The following is a 16,455-nucleotide window of genomic DNA, read 5'->3' on the forward strand; positions in this document are numbered from 1 at the left end:
CGCGACGTCGCGCGGCTGGATGGCGTGCCGGTCGGCATCTCCACCGGCGCGGTGCTGGCCGGCATGATCCGGCTGGCGCGTCAGCCGGGGATGGAGGGCAAGCTGATCGTCGGCATCGCCGCCTCCTTCGCCGAGCGCTACCTCTCGACCGAGCTCTTCGAAGGGCTGTAGCGAAGCCCGGACCGGGCTGATATCTTCCGATTCCCCCCGGCACCATCCCTCCCCCCCGTGAGGCCTGGCCGAATGGCGCGTGATATTGCCGCGAGCTCCGACTCTGCCGGTGGGCTGGGGCGTTTTGCCTCGCCCGCGGTCAAGGCCGCGATCCGCCGCAGAATGAATGAGTTGGGCGGCCTGCTGATGGGCTTCGCCGGTCTCGCGCTGCTGCTGGCCGTCGGCAGCTACGACCCGGCCGACCCCTCGCTCTCCACCGCGACGAGCCGCCATGCCTCGAACCTCGTGGGGCCGGCCGGCGCGATCGTGGCGGATGTCCTGTGGCAGGGCTGCGGCTGGGCGGCCTTCCTGCCGGGGATCGTGCTGCTGGGCTGGGCGCTGCGCATGGCGACGCATCGCGGCGTGAGCCTGCTGCCCGCGCGCATCGCGGCGCTGCTGCTGGCCGCGCCCATGCTTGCGGCGCTGCTGGCGCTGCTGCCGGGCACCGAATCGGGTGCCGCCGGGCCGCTGCTGGCCGCGGCCCTGCTCAACGGGCTGGAAGGCGCCTTCGGACCGGTCGGCCGCCTCACCACGCAGTTCGTCGTCGGCGGCGCCACGCTGCTGCTGGTCTATGTCGCCATGGGCTTCTCGCCGCGCGAATGGCGCCGCGCCGCCCGCGTCTCCGCCGAGGCCGCCTCGCGCGGGATGGGCTCGGCTGCGGAGTTCGGGGTGCGGAAGCGCCACGTCTTCTTCCGCCCCTTCCTGGCCATGGGGCGCGGCACCAGGAATCTGATGACCCGCCGCCGGATCGAGCCCGCGGCCGACCTGATGGACGTGCTGCAGGAAGCCGACCGTGTGGCCGCCGAGCCGCCGCCGCCCGTGCGCCCGCCGCTGCGCCAGGCGCCCGAGGTCCGGCCCGCGCCGCGCGCCACGCCCCGCGTCGCCCCCACGGCCAAGGCGCGCCCCGCCGTGGCCGAGCAGCCTTCGCTCGACCTGCCCGTGGAGGGCTGGCGCGCGCCCTCGCTCGACCTTCTCGCGCCCACGCCGCCCCGTGTCGCCGGCGGGCCGAGCGAGGAGGCGCTGCAGGCCAATGCCCGCATGCTCGAGCAGGTGCTGAGCGATTATGGCGTGAACGGCCAGATCACCGAGATCCGCCCCGGCCCCGTCGTCACGCTCTATGAGCTGGAGCCCGCGCCGGGCACCAAGTCCTCCCGCGTCATCGGCCTCGCCGACGACATCGCGCGCAGCATGAGCGTGGTGGCCGTTCGTATCGCGACCGTGCCGGGCCGCAGCGTCATGGGCATCGAGATGCCCAATGTGAAGCGCGAGACGGTCTACCTGCGCGAGATGCTGGCCTCGGACGAGTTCCAGCGGCATTCGGCGGCGCTGCCGCTCATCCTCGGCAAGGATATCGGCGGCACGCCCATCATCGCCGACCTCGCGCGCATGCCGCATCTGCTGATCGCGGGCACCACGGGCTCGGGCAAGTCGGTGGGGATCAACACCATGATCCTCTCGCTGCTCTACAAGCACAGCCCCGCCGAATGCCGCTTCATCATGATCGACCCGAAGATGCTGGAGCTTTCGGTCTACGACCGCATCCCGCATCTGCTGGCGCCGGTCGTGACGGAGCCGCCCAAGGCCATCGGCGCGCTGAAATGGACCGTGCGCGAGATGGAGCGCCGCTACCGCGCCATGAGCCAGATCGGCGTCCGCAACATCGGCGGCTACAACGAGAAGGTCTCGGCGGCGCTGGCGCGTGGCGAGATGCTGACGCGCCGCGTGCAGACCGGCTTCGACCCCGAGACGAACAAGCCCGTCTTCGAGGACCAGGCGCTCTCGCTGCAGAAGCTGCCCATGATCGTCGTCGTCATCGACGAGATGGCGGACCTGATGATCGTGGCGGGCAAGGAGATCGAGGCCGCGGTGCAGCGCCTCGCGCAGATGGCGCGCGCGGCCGGCATCCACGTCATCATGGCGACGCAGCGGCCTTCGGTGGACGTCATCACGGGCACCATCAAGGCGAACTTCCCGACGCGCATCTCCTTCCAGGTCACCAGCAAGATCGACAGCCGCACCATCCTGGGCGAGCAGGGCGCCGAGCAGCTGCTGGGCCAGGGCGACATGCTCTTCCTGCCCGGCGGCGGGCGCATGACCCGCGTCCACGGCCCCTTCGTGCGCGACAGCGAGGTGGAGGAGATCACCAACTGGCTGCGCGAGCAGGGCGAGCCCGACTATGTCGAGGAAGTGACCGAGGTGGACGAGGAGGGCGACAGCGCCCTCGCGCTCTCCGGCATCGCCGGCGCGTCGGATGCCGACAAGTCGCTCTTCGACCAGGCGGTGGCGGTGGTGGCGCGCGAGGGCAAGGCGAGCACCAGCTTCATCCAGCGCCACCTCAATATCGGCTACAACCGCGCGGCCAAGCTCATCGAGCAGATGGAGAAGGAGGGGATCGTCAGCCCCGCCAACCATGTCGGCAAGCGCGAGATTCTGGTCCGCCGGACGAACGAGGACTGAGAGATGCCCGGGCCTGTCACCGGCGGGTGCCTCTGCGGCGCCGTCCGCTTCAGCTTCCCGGGCGAGCCGCTGGCACGCCGGGCCTGCTGGTGCCGGGTGTGCCAGTACCTCGCCGCGGGCAATGCCTCGGTGAACACGGTCTTCCGCAAGGACGGCTTCGAATGCACGGGCGCCGTCAGCGCCTATGAGAGCATGGCCGACAGCGGCAACCGGATGCGCCGCAGCTTCTGCCCCGCCTGCGGCACCCCGCTCTTCAGCGAATCCTCGGCCCGGCCGGACCTCATGGTGGTGCGCGCCGGCGCGCTGGACGACCGCGAGCTCGGACGGCCGCAGGGCTTCATCTGGACGGCCTCGGCGCCCGCCTGGGGCTTCGTGGACACGAATTTAGACAATTGCGAAGGCCAGCCAGGGCCGCTCCGCCGCTGACGCGCAACCCGTTCGCGTCGACGAGGATTGACGCGGGGCCCGCGACGCGCTGACACATCGGCAACGGGTGGAATGCGTCCGGAACGAAGTTCGTTTCCGAGGAGCTGAGGAATGTGTGCGATCTGCGCGAGGGCAGGCCGCTGGCGCCGTGGCGCCGCGGCGCCCCATGACGAGCGCCGGGCGTCGCCCGAGCCACGGCCCCCCGTTTCGGCCGCCGCGACGCCCGATGAGGCGCTCCGGCTGCTGATGGAGGGCAATGCCCGCTACGTCGCGAACAACCCGACGGAGCGGGACTATTCCGCGGGCCGCCCGAGCCGTGCGCTCGGCCAGGCACCCTTCGCCGCCATCCTGGGCTGCGCCGATTCGCGCGTGCTGGCCGAGATGGCATTCGACCGCGGGCCCGGCGATCTCTTCGTGGTGCGCGTCGCGGGCAACTTCGTGACGGAGAAGGGGCTGGGTAGCCTGGAATTCGGCGCGGCCATGCTGGGCACCAAGCTCATCATGGTGCTGGGTCACACGAATTGCGGCGCGGTGGACGCGACCGTGAAGGCCCTGCTGAATGGCGAGACCTATCCGGGCCATATCGGCCATCTCGTCGACAGCATGGCGCCCGGCATCCGCCCCGTGCTGGACCAGCCGGGCGAGGACCTGAACCATCGCGCGATGCTCGCCAACGTCCGCTACAACGTGAACCTGCTGCGGACCGCCCAGCCCATCCTGGCCGAGCGCGTGGCGAAGGGGACGCTGCGGGTCGAAGGCGGGGTCTACGACCTCGAGACCGGCCGGGTGGAGCTCATCACCTAGGGCTGTTCCTCGGCGGCCGGGACGGACCGGCCGCTACAGCTGCGACTCGATCGGCAGGCAGCCGACGGTCCAGGCGAGGGCACGCCGCCGCCATGTCGCATCCGGCTCCCGGCCCGGCGTGCCGTTCCACGTCAGCCGGCCGCCTTCCAGGCCGAGCTTCCAGCTGCGCTCCGGCGCCGCCAGCTTCGCGTGAAGGCGCCGGACCAGGCGGGTCAGCGCCGAATGCTGGATCAGCACCGCCATCTCCGTGTTCAGGTCGATGGAGCGCGGGTCGAGGTTGAAGGAACCGATCATGCTCGGCCCGTCATCGACCAGCACGGCCTTGGTGTGCAGGCTTGCGCCGCGCGAGCCGAAGACGCCGCTCTTCGTCTCGCCGATGGAGCGCAGCTCGAAGATCTCCACCCCGGCCTCCAGCAGCCGCTGGCGGTAGCGCGCGTAGCCCCCGTGCACCGCGACGACATCGGTCGCCGCTAGCGAATTGGTGATGACCGAGACGCGCACGCCACGCTCCACCAGGCCGATGAGCGAGCGCGTGCCCGCCTCGCCGGGGACGAAATAGGGCGAGATCAGCAGCGCCTCGCGCTGCGCGGAAGCGAGCAGCTTCGCCACGACCGGCCCGATGGCGCTTTCCGCCTGGCCGCGCGCCTTGTCCGGCGGGTCGGCGATGATGCGGATGGCGTCGTTGGCGATGTCCAGCCCGCGCTCCATCCTCCGCCGCAGGCCGCGCATGTCGCGCAGCACCTCCTGCGTCCCGGCGGAGGCCGCGCTGTCCTCCAGCCTCCGGCGGAATCGCTTCAGCAGGGACTTGCGCGTCCGCATGCGTGGCAGGCGCGAGACGGGGCGGGAGAGGGGGCTGCGCCAATAGGCCTCGAAGGCGGCCACCGCCTCCTGCGCCGCCTCGCCCTTCACCTCGATGTCCAGGTCGCGGAAGTTGAAATCCGCCGGCGCGTCGAAATAGCGGTCGCCGATGTTGCGGCCGCCGCAGATCACCTGCTCGCCATCGGTGATCCAGGCCTTGTTGTGCATGCGGCGGTTGAGATGCCAATTGCCGAACAGCAACTCCGATGCGAAGCCGACCCAGCCCCATTTCCGCCAGCGCGAGGCGTTGAACCAGCGCACCGTGATCATCGGGTGGCCGTTCAGCGCGCTGATCGCGCGCTCGTGCCCCAGGCCGTAGAGGTCGTCGATCAGCAGGCGCACGCGCACGCCGCGATCGGCGGCCGCCAGCAGCTCCCGCACCAGCAGCCGGCCCGTCACGTCGCTGGCCCAGAGGTAGTATTGCAGGTCGAGCGTGCGTGTCGCCGCCCGCGCGGAATGCATGCGCGCCCAGAAGGCGCTCCCCCCATCGGCCAGCAGCCCGACCTCGCTCGTCGCGCCCGGGGGGTGCGATCCGGCGGGCGGCGGCGGCGCGGCTTCGGCGACCTGCTCCACCTTCCGGGTGGCGCTTGCCTCGCCAGGCCTGTCGGATGTGGAGAAAAACGAAATGGCCAATCTCCCGGGCTGTTCACCCCCACGAACCGGCCAAGGGGGCCTGCGGTTTCCGCCACGCCTTCCGGAAAGGGGGAGGCTGCGTTCTGCGCCACTCGATGCCAAGCCAAATCGTCCCATATGCGGATCATGACAAGGCTCTCGATCCTCGATCTCTCGCCCATTCCCGAAGGCAGCGATGCGGGCGACGCGCTCCGCAACTCGGCCGACCTCGCGAAGCACGCCGACGGGCTGGGCTACGACCGCTACTGGATGGCGGAACACCACAACATGCCGGGCATCGCGAGCGCGGCCACGGCGGTGGCGCTGGCGCATGTGGCGCAGGGCACCAGCCGCATCCGCATCGGCGCGGGCGGCGTGATGCTGCCGAACCACGCGCCGCTGATGGTGGCCGAGCAATTCGGGACGCTGGCCGCGCTCTATCCGGGGCGGGTCGACCTCGGCCTCGGCCGCGCGCCGGGGACGGACCAGGCCACCATGCGCGCCCTGCGGCGCAACCTGGCCGAGGGGCCGGACCAGTTCCCGCGCGACGTGGTGGAGCTGATGAACTACTTCCAGCCGGCGCAGCCGGGCCAGCCCATCCAGGCGGTGCCGGGCGCTGGGCTCGAGATGCAGTTCTGGATCCTCGGCTCCAGCACCTATGGCGCGCAGCTCGCGGCCATGCTGGGCCTGCCCTATGCCTTCGCCTCGCATTTCGCGCCGGCGCAGCTCATGGAGGCCATCGCCATCTACCGCGAACGGTTCCGGCCGTCGGAGCGTTGGCCGAAGCCGCATGTGATGCTGGGGGTGAACATCGTGGCGGCCCCCACGGATGAGGAGGCGAGGCTGCTCTTCTCATCGCACCAGCAGGCCTTCGTGAACCTGCGGACCGGAAGCCCCGGCAAGCTGCCGCGCCCCAGGGAGGGGTTCGAGGAGAGCCTCGACCCCTATGCGCGCCGCGTGCTGGAAGGCTCGCTCTCGGCCGCCGTCGTGGGCGGGCCGGACGCCGTGCGGCGGGGGCTCGACGCCTTCATCGCGCGCACGGGGGCGGACGAGCTGATGATCACCGGCCAGATTCACGACCACGCCGCCCGGCGACGCTCCTTCGAGATCGTCGCAGGGCTGGGGGTGGACCGGGCGGCCGCCTAGAAGCGCAGCCCCGCGAGGAAATACAGGCCGATCATCAGGATGATTCCGCCGAAACCGGTCCCCCAATAGGCGAGGGCAGAGGACTTTTCGTCGGCCTCACGGCGCCGGGTCATCATCTGGGGCATGGCTGAGCTCCTTCCGTGCTGCAGGGCACAGGACAGAGCAGCTTCCATGCCAGGGGCCGGAATCAGCCCCGGGCCGCCGCGATCAGCCCGCGCATCCGGCCGATCGCGGGGGCCAGCCCCTCGAAGACCGAGGTCGAGATCAGGAAATGTCCGATCGAGACCTCGCTGATCTCCGGAATCGCGGCGATGGGCGTGATGGTGTCGTAGCTCAGCCCATGCCCCGCATGGCATTGAAGCCCCAGGGACTTCGCGTGGCGCGCGGCCTCGGCGTGCTTCGCCGCCAGGGCGGCGCGGGCCTCGGGCGCCGCCTCGGCATAGGTGCCGGTGTGCAGCTCGATCGCCTGGGCGCCCAGCTCGGCGGCTCTTGCAATTTGCAATGCATCGGGTTCGACAAAAAGCGAGACTTCTATGCCCAGGCCTGAAAGGCGCTTGATCGCCTCGGCCAGGAAGGGGCCGGCCTTGATGGCGTCGAGGCCGCCCTCGGTGGTCAGCTCCTCGCGCTTCTCGGGAACGATGCAGCAGGCGGGCGGGCGCAGGCGCTCGCAGAGCGCGACCATCTCCTCCGTCGCGGCCATCTCGAAGTTCAGGCGGGTCTCGACCTCGGCCGCCACGCGCTCCAGGTCGCGGTCGCGGATGTGGCGCCGGTCCTCGCGCAGATGCATGGTCACGCCGTCGGCCCCGGCCGCCATGGCCACGCGCGCGGCCTCCACCGGGCAGGGGAAGGTGCCGCCGCGCGCATTCCGCAGCGTCGCCACGTGATCGACATTCACCGAAAGGCGCATCAGGCGGATTTCCTTCGTGATTCCGAGAGTTCGGCGGCCAGGCGGATGGCCGCGATCAGGCTGCCGGGCGAGGCGACCCCTTTGCCCGCGATGTCCAGCGCCGTGCCGTGGTCCGGGCTGGTTCGGATGATGGAGAGGCCGAGCGTCACATTCACCCCGCCCGCCATGTCCAGCGTCTTGATCGGGATGAGCGCCTGGTCGTGGTAGAGGCAGATGGCGGCGTCATAGGTCGGCCGCGCATGGGCGGTGAACATGGTGTCGGGCGGATAGGGGCCGGTGGCCTCGATCCCTTGCCGGCGCAGCATCTCCACCGCCGGGGCGACGATGGCCTGGTCCTCGGAGCCGAGCGTCCCGGCCTCTCCCGCATGAGGGTTGAGGCCCGCGACGGCGAGGCGCGGGCTGGCGATGCCGAAGTCCCGCCGCAGGGCCGCGTGGGTGATCGTCGCGTGCTCCACGATCAGCTCGGGCGTCAGGCGCGCAATGGCGCGGGCCAGGGGCTCGTGCACCGTGACGGGGACGACACGCAGCTCGGGGCAGGCCAGCATCATGACCGGCGGCACGCCGGTTCCCGCCAGCTCGCCCAGGAACTCCGTGTGTCCGGGATGCGCGAAGCCCGCCGCCGTCAGCACGGATTTCTGGATGGGGTTGGTGACCATCCCGCCGATCTCGCCGGACTTGGCCAGCGCGACCGCCTCCTCGATGGCGGCGAGCACGGCGCCCGCCGTGGCGGTGCTGGGCTTTCCCGGCACGGCCGGGACCGGCAGCGGCCGGTGCAGCACGGGCAGGGCCGAGCCGAAGGCCGCCGCAGCCTCGCTGGCCCGCGCGATGCGGGCGATGGGGACGCCGCGGAGCCGGTCCGCGTCGTCGATCAGGAAGAAGGCGGGGCCGTCCGCATGCAGGGCCTGCCAGGCCTTCGCGGCGATCTCCGCGCCGACCCCGGCGGGTTCCCCCATGGTCAAGGCGAGCATGGCACGAATCTAGCAGAGAGGGTCCCGACGCACGATAGGCCCCTGGCTTGGCTCCTTTACGGGCGTTGGAATTGGAGACGAGACATGGCCCGCCGCTTCCCCGTGTTCGCGATCTGCGCCGCCGCCATCGCGGCCAGCTCGGGCATCGCCGTCCTCGCCGTGGCCGAGCCGCAGCAGCCCCGCGCCTGCCGCGACGGCGAAGTGGTGGCCGAGCGCTTCTATGCCAGCGAGGCCGCCGACGACGCGGGCCACCGCGTGGCCATCTACTACATGGAGGTCGCCAACCCGAACCTCCGCCCGCAGGTCTTCAACCTGGTCTTCCAGAAGGACGGCCTGGCGGACCGCCGCGCCGAGGGCCGCGCCATCGCGATCCCCGGCGGGGCCAGCCTGCCCCTGGTGCTGGGCCGGCAGCCGATCGGCGACGAGGGCCGGGCCATGTCCCCCGGCGAGATCGAGAAATCCGTCCGCCTCAGCTGCCGGGGCTGGTGAGGCGCAGCAGCAGCGCGTCGACCTCCGACCCGGTCTGGTAGGGGCCGAAGCCGAAGCGCAGGCGGGTGCCGCGCCGGTCCGTCACCACATCCAGCGCGTCGAGGCGGCGGGACCACTCCTCGGCGTCGGGCAGGTCGAAGGTCAGGAAATTGCCGCGCCGGGATTCCTCCAGCGGCACGACCAGCCGCGCCGGGTCCAGCCGCGCGCCGCCCAGCCCCGCGACGAAGCGCGCCTGCAGGGCATGGGCATGGGCGTGGATGGCGGCGACCGTCGCGCCCTGTTCCGCCAGCATCCGCTGGGCGGCGTTGAAGCGGAACAGGCCCGAGGGGTCGAAGGTCGCGCCCATGAAGCGCATCCCGTCCTCGGCATAGGGCACGCCCGTCCCGCGCGAGGAGAGGTTGCCGAAGGCGGCGTACCAGCCCGTGTTGCCGGGACGCGGCAGCCAGCCGGGCGGGGCGTGAAGGAAGCAGGCGCCCTCGCCGGCCATCGCGTATTTGTAGCCCCCCGCCAGGTAGAAGCAGCGATCCGCCACGCGGGAGAGGTCCGTCGGCACGGCCATGAAGCCGTGATAGCCGTCGATGACGACGACCGCGCTGCCCGCCGCCGCGGCGAGGTCGGCGAAGCCGTCCATGGGCTGGGCGAAGCCGCTGTTGAAGAAGACCTGGCTGGACCAGACGAGGTCGAAGCCCGCGCCCGCGGCCTCGATCATGCGGGGCAGGCAGGCGGGGCCGGGCTCGGAATCGATCCGCGTCACGCGGACCAGCCCGTCCTCCTCGAGCCGCGCGATCTGGCGCGCGAAGGAGTGGAACTCTCCCGTCGTGGTCAGGATGCGCGGCTTCGGGGGAAGGCCGCTCAGGATCCGCAGCAGGAATTCATGGGTATTGGGCGCGAAGGCGAGCGTCGCGGGGTCGGGCAGGCGAAGCTGCCGCGCGACATGGCCGCGCGCCTCGTCCCAGACGGGGCCCAGCACCTCCTCCCACTTGTGGTCCGCGAGCCGCGCCGCGAGGTCCCAGGCCGCGAGCTGTGCCTCGCGCGTCGCATCGGGCCAGGGGTGGTGGCTGTGCGCGGCGAAGTGCAGCCGCTGGCGATCGGCCGCGAGGAAGAGGGAGAATTGCGGGCGAAGGTCCAGCATACTGGCGGCATATGGATCAGGATCGCGAGATGGAAGAGGGTATCACCACCGATTTCCGGAAGAAGATGAGCTATGGCGACTATCTGGGCCTCGACACGCTGCTGACGGCGGCGAAACCGATCTCGCCCGAGCATGACGAGATGCTCTTCATCACCATCCACCAGGTGCAGGAACTCTGGATCAAGCTGCTGCTGCATGAGCTGGACCTTGCCATCCGCTGCATCCGGACGGACCAGCCGCGGCAGGCCTTCAAGGCCATGGCGCGTATGGGCCGCATCCAGCGCCAGCTGATCGAGGCTTGGGAGGTGCTGGCGACCATGACGCCGCGCGACTACCTGGCCTTCCGCGTGCATCTCGGCAGCTCCTCCGGCTTCCAGTCCTGGCAGTACCGCGCGCTGGAATTCCGCCTGGGCGAGAAGAACCCCGACATGCTGAAGCCGCACGCCCACCGGCCGGACCTGGTGGCGAAGCTGCAGGCGGTGATGGCCGAGCCTTCCCTCTACGACGAGGCGCTGCGGCTGCTGGCCCGCCGCGGCTATCCCGTCCCGGCCGAGGTGCTGGGGCACGACCTCTCGCGCCCCTACGAGCCGAACGCGAAGGTCACGGAGATCTGGGCCAGCATCTACGCCAGCAATGATTCCGAATTCGACCTCTACGAGCTCGCCGAGGAGCTGGTGGATATCGAGGACGCCTTCCAGACCTGGCGCTTCCGCCACATGCGCACGGTGGAGCGGATCATCGGCATGGCGCCGGGCACGGGCGGCAGCGCGGGCGTGCCCTATCTGCGCCGCGCGATCGAGCGCCGCTTCTTTCCGGAGCTCTATGAGGCGCGCACCGCGATGGCGTAGCGCGCTTCACCCTTTCTTCACGCGCCCGGCTCCAGTTTCGGCCCGCGGCCTAAAACGGCCGGCTGGACGGGCGAAGAGAGTGGCGACCATCACCCTGACAGGCTCGCTTCCCGGCCTGATCAACGAGAACACGCCCGCCTGGGACTGGAGCGGATCCCTGCGCATGGCCACGGACCCGGCGCTGGTGCGCTTCGTGGATGTCATCGGCACGGGAGGGGACTACTTCGACGTCTCGCTGAACCGCAGCAACGGCGTGCTCACCATCACGCCCTACGCGATGGCGGATTACGAGAGCTTCGTGGAATCCGGCCGCTCCACGACGCTGAGCCTCACCCTCCGCTTCTTCATGATGGACGGAACGGTGGCGCAGAGCGCGACCAGCTATTCCGTGCAGATCGTGAACCTGGACGACACGCCGCCGCTGTCGCTGGCCTTCTCCAGCGGCGGCAGCGTGGTCGCGGGCGTGGCGGGCGCGACCATCGGCAAGCTCAAGGTGACCGACCCCGACACCACGTCGGGCTTCACCTATACCATCCGGGATGACGACGCCTGGATGTTCGAGGTGGTGAACGGCTCGCTGAAGCTGCGCAGCGGCGTGTCCCTTTCCGCCGCCGACGGGCCCACGCGCCCGGTCGTGATCGAGGTTTCCGACGGGCTGCATTCCGCGGCCTTCACCCTGGACGTCACCGTCAAGCTGACCAGCGCGGGCACGGCCCCCGTCGACCTCTTCCAGACGCATGAGGCGGTCAATGGGTTCAGCTGGAACAGCGCCAGCAGCATCACCGGGGTCCACATGCTCTACGAGCTGGCGGGACTGCGGAGCTACGGCGCCTACAAGACGCTGACGATGCGCGACGGCACCTCGCTGACCTTCGCCGAGCCGGAATCGGTGAAGCTGCTCGACGGGACGATCTACTTCAGCGGGGAGAGCCGCGCGGCCTGGATATGGGCTGCCTACGACACCGTTCTCCATCGAGAGCCGCGCAACTACGAGATCTGGTCCATCGACGCCGCCATGAACCAGTGGCTCACCGGGTCGCAGCTCATCGCCAATCTGCTGAACTTTCCGGAATTCACCCAGAAATACGGCGCGCTCAGCAACCGCGGTTTCGTCGAGCAGATGTATCTGAACATGGTCGGCTACGTGGATGTGGGCGGCGTGAACTACCATGCCGAGCGGCTGGACCTCGGCTACGTCACGCGGGTGCAGCTGGTCGAGGGCTTCATCGATTGGCGCAAGTCCATGGGCCATCAGGACGCGCGGGCCGACCAGGGAATCCTGGTGCTGAATGCGCTCTATGCCCAGGTGGATGTCCTCATGAGCGTCGGCGCGGGGGTGAAGCCGACCGTCGACTACAATTTCTGGGCGAATATGACGCAGGCCCACGGCCTACGCCCGCTCGTCGATGCCATCGTGGCCAGCCCGCAATACCAGGCCGGCATGGGCAAGCTGGATACCGCCAATTTCGTCTACCAGTTCTACGACAAATCCGTGGGCATGTCGCCCGATGCCGCCACCGTGCAGTACTTCGCGGCGCTGATCGACGGCGGGAACTACTCGCGCGCCGACTACATGGAGCTCGTCTCCTGGAACATCGCGGTGGGCTACAGCTACATCTACACGCGCCCGGACGGCATCGCCTTCGCCAATCCCTGGTAGTCAGGCCGGCAGCGGCGTGAAGAGCTGCTTCAGGCAGCGCAGGCCGAAGGCGGTGCGCGTGTGCCGCACGCCGGGAAGGCGGTAGATCTTCTCCCGCAGCAGGCGCTCGTAGCCCGCCGTGCCGCTCACGGCCGCCTTGAGGATGTAGTCGTACTCGCCGGTCGCCAGCCAGGCCTCGATCACCTCGGGCATGTTGGCGATGGCGTCCTCGAAGCGGCGCAGCTGCTCGTCATCATGCTTCTCGGTCATGACCTCGATGATGACGGTGTCGGGGAAGCCGAGCTTGGCCTGGTCCAGCTCGGCCCGGTAGCCGCGGATCACGCCGGACTGCTCCAGCTTGCGGACGCGCGACCAGCAGGGGGAGGGCGAAAGGCCAACCCGATCCGCGAGTTCGGCGTTGGTCAGGCGGGCCTCGGCGTGCAGTGCGCGGAGGATTCGGCGGTCGATCGCGTCCATCTGCGGAAGATCCTTCTGCCATTTCGGCGGTGCACACCAACTTCCGGCAGGAATTCTTGTGCATTCCGGTCCAGGCTTCCATCCTATTCTCGGTTCACGGGACGTCCAAAATGAACAACATCATCCGGCCGGACATCTCCATCGAGGAGAGATGGGAATCCGCCGGGCGCGAGACCCTCCTCACCGGCACCCAGGCGCTGGTGCGCCTGCCGCTCCTGCGGCGGGAGCTGGACGATGCGCAGGGTCTGGATACCGCGGGCTTCATCACCGGCTATCGCGGCTCGCCCCTCGGCGGCTACGACCGGGAGTTGATCAAGCAGAAGGCGCGGCTGACCGAGGCCGGCATCGTCTTCGAGCCCGGCCTCAACGAGGACATCGCCGCGACCGCCTGCTGGGGCACGCAGCAGGTCGCGCTCTACCCCGGCGCGCGGCAGCAGGGGGTCTTCGCCATCTGGTACGGCAAGGCGCCGGGCGTGGACCGCAGCGGGGACGTGTTCCGCCACGCGAACGGCGCGGGCACCTCGCCGCTCGGCGGCGTGCTGGCGCTGGCGGGCGACGATCCGGCGTCCAAATCCTCCACCGTCACCAGCGGGTCCGAATACGTCTTCGCCGACATGGAAATGCCCATGCTCGACCCTGCCGATGTGGGCGAGGTGCTGGAATACGGCGTGAAGGGTATCGCGATGTCGCGCTTCGCCGGCCTCTGGGTCGGCATGAAATGCGTGGCAGAGACGATGGACGCGACCATGAGCCTCATGGTCGATCCCGCGCATTACATGACCACCGCGCCCGAGGGCGTGGCCATGCCGCCCGGCGGGCTGCACATCCGCCTGCGCGACGCGGCGCTGCCCATCGAGGAGCGGCTGCGCCACTTCAAGGTTCCCGCCGCGCTCGCCTTCGCGCGGGCCAATGGCTTCGACCGCATCGTGCAGGACTCGCCGAACGCGCGCTTCGGCATTGCCGTGCGCGGCAAGGCCTGGTCGACGCTCAAGCAGGCCCTGGCCGATGCCGGCATCACGCCGGAGCTGGCGCGCATGGGCGGGCTCCGCATCTGGAAGGTGGGACTCGCCTGGCCGCTGGATGTGGAGGGCGCACGGGCGTTCGTGCGCGATCTCGAAGCCGTGCTGGTGGTGGAGGACCGCCGCAGCTTCCTGGAAATGCAGCTGCGCGAGGCGCTCTACGGCGACGCCGTGCGCCCGCGCCTGCACGGCAAGGACGTGCTGAGCGACCTCAGCGAGCTCGACGCCGCCATGGTGCTGCGCGCCCTGGCCCGGGTGCTGCCGGAAGCGCTGCGCACGGAGAAGCTCGCGGCGCGCATCGCGGAGCTCGACGCCCTGTCGGCCGCGGCGCAGGAGCCGGTGGCGCTGCGCCAGCCCTTCTTCTGCCCGGGCTGCCCGCACAACACCTCCACCAAGCTGCCGGATGGCAGCCACGGCCTCGCGGGCATCGGCTGCCACTACCTCGCCAAGGACATGAACCGCGAGAGCGAGCTGTTCAGCCATATGGGCGGCGAGGGCGCGGCCTGGCTCGGCCAGCGGCACTTCACGGAGGTGCCTCATGTCTTCGCCAATATCGGCGACGGCACCTACGCGCATTCCGGCCTGCTCGCCATCCGCGCCGCGATCGCGGCCAAGGCCAACATCACCTACAAGGTGCTGGTGAATTCCGCCGTCGCCATGACGGGCGGCCAGACGCCGGAGGGCGAGGTGACGGTGCCGCGCATCGCCGCCCAGCTCGCCGCGGAGGGCGTGCAGCGCGTGGTGGTGGTGGGCGACGACCCCGACCGCCATCGCGACGACCCGCTGATGCCGCAGGACGCCACCTTCTACCCGCGCGCCGAGCTCGACGAGGTGCAGCGCATGCTGCGCGAGATCCCGGGCGTCACCGCGCTCATCTACGACCAGCAATGCGCGACCGAGCGCCGCCGCCAGCGCAAGCGCTCGCTGGCGCCGCAGGCCAGGCGCCGGGCCGTCATCAACCCGCGTGTCTGCGAGGATTGCGGCGATTGCTCCCGCGTCTCCAATTGCATCGCGGTCGAGCCGGTGGAGACGAAGTGGGGCCGCAAGCGGCAGATCGACCAATCCGCCTGCAACCAGGACTTCTCCTGCGTCGAGGGCTTCTGCCCCTCCTTCCTCACGCTCGAGGGCGCGGAGCCAGTGAAGCCCGCGCACCCCGAGGTCGGCCCCCTCGCGCCGGACCCCGTGCTGCCGGAGCCCGCGCCCGGCGAGGCCTGGAATCTCGTGCTGGTGGGCGTGGGCGGGCAGGGCGTCACGGCGCTCGCGGCCATCCTCGCCATGGCGGCGCATCTCGAGGGGCGTCCGGTCCGCACGCTGGACATGCTGGGCCTCGCGCAGAAGGGGGGCGGCGTCTACGCGCAGCTTCGCATCGGCCGGCCGGGCGAGGCGGTGACCAGCCCGCGCATCGGCCAGGGCCAGGCGGATGCGATGATCGCGGCGGATCTCGTCGGCGCGCATGGGCGCACGGCGCGCCCGCTGCTCGGCCCCGCGCGCAGCCGCGTGGTGGTGAGCACGGAGCTCTTCCCCACGGGCCGCTTCGTGCTGAACCCCGAGACGCGCGACGAGGGCGAGCCCATGCTGGCGAGCCTGCAGGCCGCGGCGCGCGAGGTCGTGACGCTCGACGCCGCGCACCAGGTGGAGCGCGATTTCGGCGACCTCATCTACCTCAATATCTTCCTGCTGGGCGCGGCCTTCCAGCGCGGCATGGTGCCGCTTTCTCGCGACGCGCTGCGGCGGGCGATCGAGCTGAACGGCACGGCGGTGGAGGCGAACCTCGCGGCCTTCGAGGCCGGACGCCTCGCCGCCCCATCGGAGGCCCCGGTCGAAGAGACGCTGGAGGCGATGATCGCCCGCCGCGTCGAGGATCTGCGCGGCTACCAGAGCGCGCGCTACGCGGAGGCCTATCGCGGCTTCGTTGCCCGCGTGCAGGCGGCCGAGGAGGCGACCATCCCCGGCGAGCGCCGGCTGACGCGCGCCGTCGCCACCCAGCTCTATCGGCTCATGGCCTACAAGGACGAGTACGAGGTCGCGCGGCTGCACAGCGATGCCGATTGGCAGGCCTCGCTGACATCGGGCTTCCACGGCACCACGCGCATCCGCATGCATCTCGCGCCGCCGCTGCTGTCGCGGCCCGGCCCCGACGGGCGCCCGCGCAAGATGGTCTTCGGTCCCTGGATGCTGCGCGCCATGGGCTGGCTGCGCCACGGCAAGAAGCTGCGGGGCACCTTCCTCGACCCCTTCGGCCATACCGAGGAGCGCCGCATGGAGCGCGCGCTGATCGGCGAGTACCGCGAGGGCATCGAACGCCGCCTCGCCGGGCTGCACCCCACCAACCACGCGGAGGCCTGCGAATGGGCCGAGGCCGCGTCGGGCATCAAGGGCTTCGGCCCCATCAAGGCGCGCAACGTCGCCGCCACGCGCCTGCGCTGGTTGGCGCTGGACAGGCCCGCCGCCGCGGAGTGACAT

At 70.4% G+C, this 16,455-nt stretch carries 14 protein-coding genes and 1 pseudogene; 9 read left to right on the forward strand and 6 right to left on the reverse strand.

Annotated elements, in window-relative coordinates:
- Window positions 1-6: 6 nt before the first annotated feature.
- From WJM96_RS22120 to WJM96_RS22135, 4 genes and pseudogenes are all read left to right on the forward strand, one after another.
- Window positions 7-171, forward strand: a pseudogene (locus tag WJM96_RS22120) (cysteine synthase A); the annotation flags it as partial.
- 162 nt (window positions 172-333) lie between these two features.
- Window positions 334-2,667, forward strand: a complete 2,334-nt coding sequence (locus WJM96_RS22125) for a DNA translocase FtsK (RefSeq protein WP_424814734.1) — start codon at window positions 334-336, stop codon at window positions 2,665-2,667.
- Between the two features lie 3 nt (window positions 2,668-2,670).
- The gene (locus WJM96_RS22130) at window positions 2,671-3,093 is read left to right on the forward strand and encodes a GFA family protein (protein WP_424814735.1); all 423 of its coding nucleotides are present in this window, start codon (window positions 2,671-2,673) and stop codon (window positions 3,091-3,093) included.
- A gap of 111 nt (window positions 3,094-3,204) precedes the next feature.
- Window positions 3,205-3,897 (forward strand): carbonic anhydrase, encoded by a 693-nt coding sequence (locus WJM96_RS22135; RefSeq protein WP_424814736.1) that lies wholly within the window; start codon window positions 3,205-3,207, stop codon window positions 3,895-3,897.
- 33 nt (window positions 3,898-3,930) lie between these two features.
- Here WJM96_RS22135 and WJM96_RS22140 read toward each other — a convergent pair whose 3' ends face one another.
- The gene (locus tag WJM96_RS22140) at window positions 3,931-5,328 is read right to left on the reverse strand and encodes a phospholipase D family protein (RefSeq protein WP_424814737.1); all 1,398 of its coding nucleotides are present in this window, start codon (window positions 5,326-5,328) and stop codon (window positions 3,931-3,933) included.
- A 186-nt stretch (window positions 5,329-5,514) separates the two neighbouring features.
- Here WJM96_RS22140 and WJM96_RS22145 point away from each other — a divergent pair, with 186 nt between their 5' ends.
- Complete coding sequence (locus WJM96_RS22145) at window positions 5,515-6,513, forward strand: LLM class flavin-dependent oxidoreductase (RefSeq protein WP_424814738.1); 999 nt, start codon at window positions 5,515-5,517, stop codon at window positions 6,511-6,513.
- Here WJM96_RS22145 and WJM96_RS22150 read toward each other — a convergent pair.
- The 3 genes from WJM96_RS22150 to pdxA form a co-directional block, all read right to left on the reverse strand.
- Window positions 6,510-6,638: a hypothetical protein gene (locus WJM96_RS22150; protein WP_424814739.1), complete on the reverse strand. Its 129-nt coding sequence runs from the start codon at window positions 6,636-6,638 to the stop codon at window positions 6,510-6,512. The two genes, WJM96_RS22145 and WJM96_RS22150, sit on opposite strands and share 4 nt — an antisense overlap.
- Window positions 6,639-6,700: 62 nt before the next feature.
- Window positions 6,701-7,420 carry a pyridoxine 5'-phosphate synthase gene (locus WJM96_RS22155; RefSeq protein ID WP_424814740.1) on the reverse strand — a complete coding sequence of 240 codons (720 nt, stop codon included), beginning with the start codon at window positions 7,418-7,420 and terminating at the stop codon, window positions 6,701-6,703.
- Entirely contained in the window at window positions 7,420-8,388 is a 969-nt protein-coding gene (gene pdxA / locus WJM96_RS22160; protein ID WP_424814741.1) for a 4-hydroxythreonine-4-phosphate dehydrogenase PdxA, read from the reverse strand. Before pdxA ends, WJM96_RS22155 begins: the two co-directional genes overlap by 1 nt.
- An 84-nt stretch (window positions 8,389-8,472) precedes the next feature.
- Here pdxA and WJM96_RS22165 point away from each other — a divergent pair, with 84 nt between their 5' ends.
- Window positions 8,473-8,877: a hypothetical protein gene (locus WJM96_RS22165; protein WP_424814742.1), complete on the forward strand. Its 405-nt coding sequence runs from the start codon at window positions 8,473-8,475 to the stop codon at window positions 8,875-8,877.
- Here WJM96_RS22165 and WJM96_RS22170 read toward each other — a convergent pair.
- A complete protein-coding gene (locus WJM96_RS22170; protein ID WP_424814743.1) occupies window positions 8,858-10,009 on the reverse strand; it encodes an aminotransferase class V-fold PLP-dependent enzyme in 1,152 nt (383 codons plus the stop codon). The two genes, WJM96_RS22165 and WJM96_RS22170, sit on opposite strands and share 20 nt — an antisense overlap.
- A 29-nt stretch (window positions 10,010-10,038) precedes the next feature.
- Here WJM96_RS22170 and kynA point away from each other — a divergent pair, with 29 nt between their 5' ends.
- Window positions 10,039-10,857, forward strand: coding sequence for a tryptophan 2,3-dioxygenase (gene kynA / locus WJM96_RS22175; RefSeq protein ID WP_424814744.1), 819 nt, complete (start codon window positions 10,039-10,041; stop codon window positions 10,855-10,857).
- 79 nt (window positions 10,858-10,936) lie between these two features.
- Entirely contained in the window at window positions 10,937-12,517 is a 1,581-nt protein-coding gene (locus WJM96_RS22180; protein WP_424814745.1) for a DUF4214 domain-containing protein, read from the forward strand.
- Here the strand turns inward: WJM96_RS22180 and WJM96_RS22185 are convergent, their stop codons facing one another.
- Entirely contained in the window at window positions 12,518-12,973 is a 456-nt protein-coding gene (locus WJM96_RS22185) for an Lrp/AsnC family transcriptional regulator (protein WP_424814746.1), read from the reverse strand.
- 110 nt (window positions 12,974-13,083) lie between these two features.
- On the opposite strand from WJM96_RS22185, the gene WJM96_RS22190 reads away from it, so the two are divergent.
- Window positions 13,084-16,452: an indolepyruvate ferredoxin oxidoreductase family protein gene (locus WJM96_RS22190; RefSeq protein ID WP_424814747.1), complete on the forward strand. Its 3,369-nt coding sequence runs from the start codon at window positions 13,084-13,086 to the stop codon at window positions 16,450-16,452.
- Window positions 16,453-16,455: the final 3 nt, after the last annotated feature.

The sequence above is a fragment of the Roseococcus sp. YIM B11640 genome (assembly GCF_049727625.1).
Classification (GTDB): domain Bacteria; phylum Pseudomonadota; class Alphaproteobacteria; order Acetobacterales; family Acetobacteraceae; genus Roseococcus.

Coding starts and splice junctions, on each gene's coding strand:
- WJM96_RS22135 (WP_424814736.1), top strand. CDS start 3,205: ATGTGTGCGATCTGCGCGAGGGCAGGCCGCTGGCGCCGTGGCGCCGCG.
- WJM96_RS22130 (WP_424814735.1), top strand. CDS start 2,671: ATGCCCGGGCCTGTCACCGGCGGGTGCCTCTGCGGCGCCGTCCGCTTC.
- WJM96_RS22190 (WP_424814747.1), top strand. CDS start 13,084: ATGAACAACATCATCCGGCCGGACATCTCCATCGAGGAGAGATGGGAA.
- WJM96_RS22185 (WP_424814746.1), bottom strand. CDS start 12,973: ATGGACGCGATCGACCGCCGAATCCTCCGCGCACTGCACGCCGAGGCC.
- pdxA (WP_424814741.1), bottom strand. CDS start 8,388: ATGCTCGCCTTGACCATGGGGGAACCCGCCGGGGTCGGCGCGGAGATC.
- WJM96_RS22165 (WP_424814742.1), top strand. CDS start 8,473: ATGGCCCGCCGCTTCCCCGTGTTCGCGATCTGCGCCGCCGCCATCGCG.
- WJM96_RS22155 (WP_424814740.1), bottom strand. CDS start 7,420: ATGCGCCTTTCGGTGAATGTCGATCACGTGGCGACGCTGCGGAATGCG.
- WJM96_RS22150 (WP_424814739.1), bottom strand. CDS start 6,638: ATGCCCCAGATGATGACCCGGCGCCGTGAGGCCGACGAAAAGTCCTCT.
- kynA (WP_424814744.1), top strand. CDS start 10,039: ATGGAAGAGGGTATCACCACCGATTTCCGGAAGAAGATGAGCTATGGC.
- WJM96_RS22145 (WP_424814738.1), top strand. CDS start 5,515: ATGACAAGGCTCTCGATCCTCGATCTCTCGCCCATTCCCGAAGGCAGC.
- WJM96_RS22170 (WP_424814743.1), bottom strand. CDS start 10,009: ATGCTGGACCTTCGCCCGCAATTCTCCCTCTTCCTCGCGGCCGATCGC.
- WJM96_RS22125 (WP_424814734.1), top strand. CDS start 334: ATGAATGAGTTGGGCGGCCTGCTGATGGGCTTCGCCGGTCTCGCGCTG.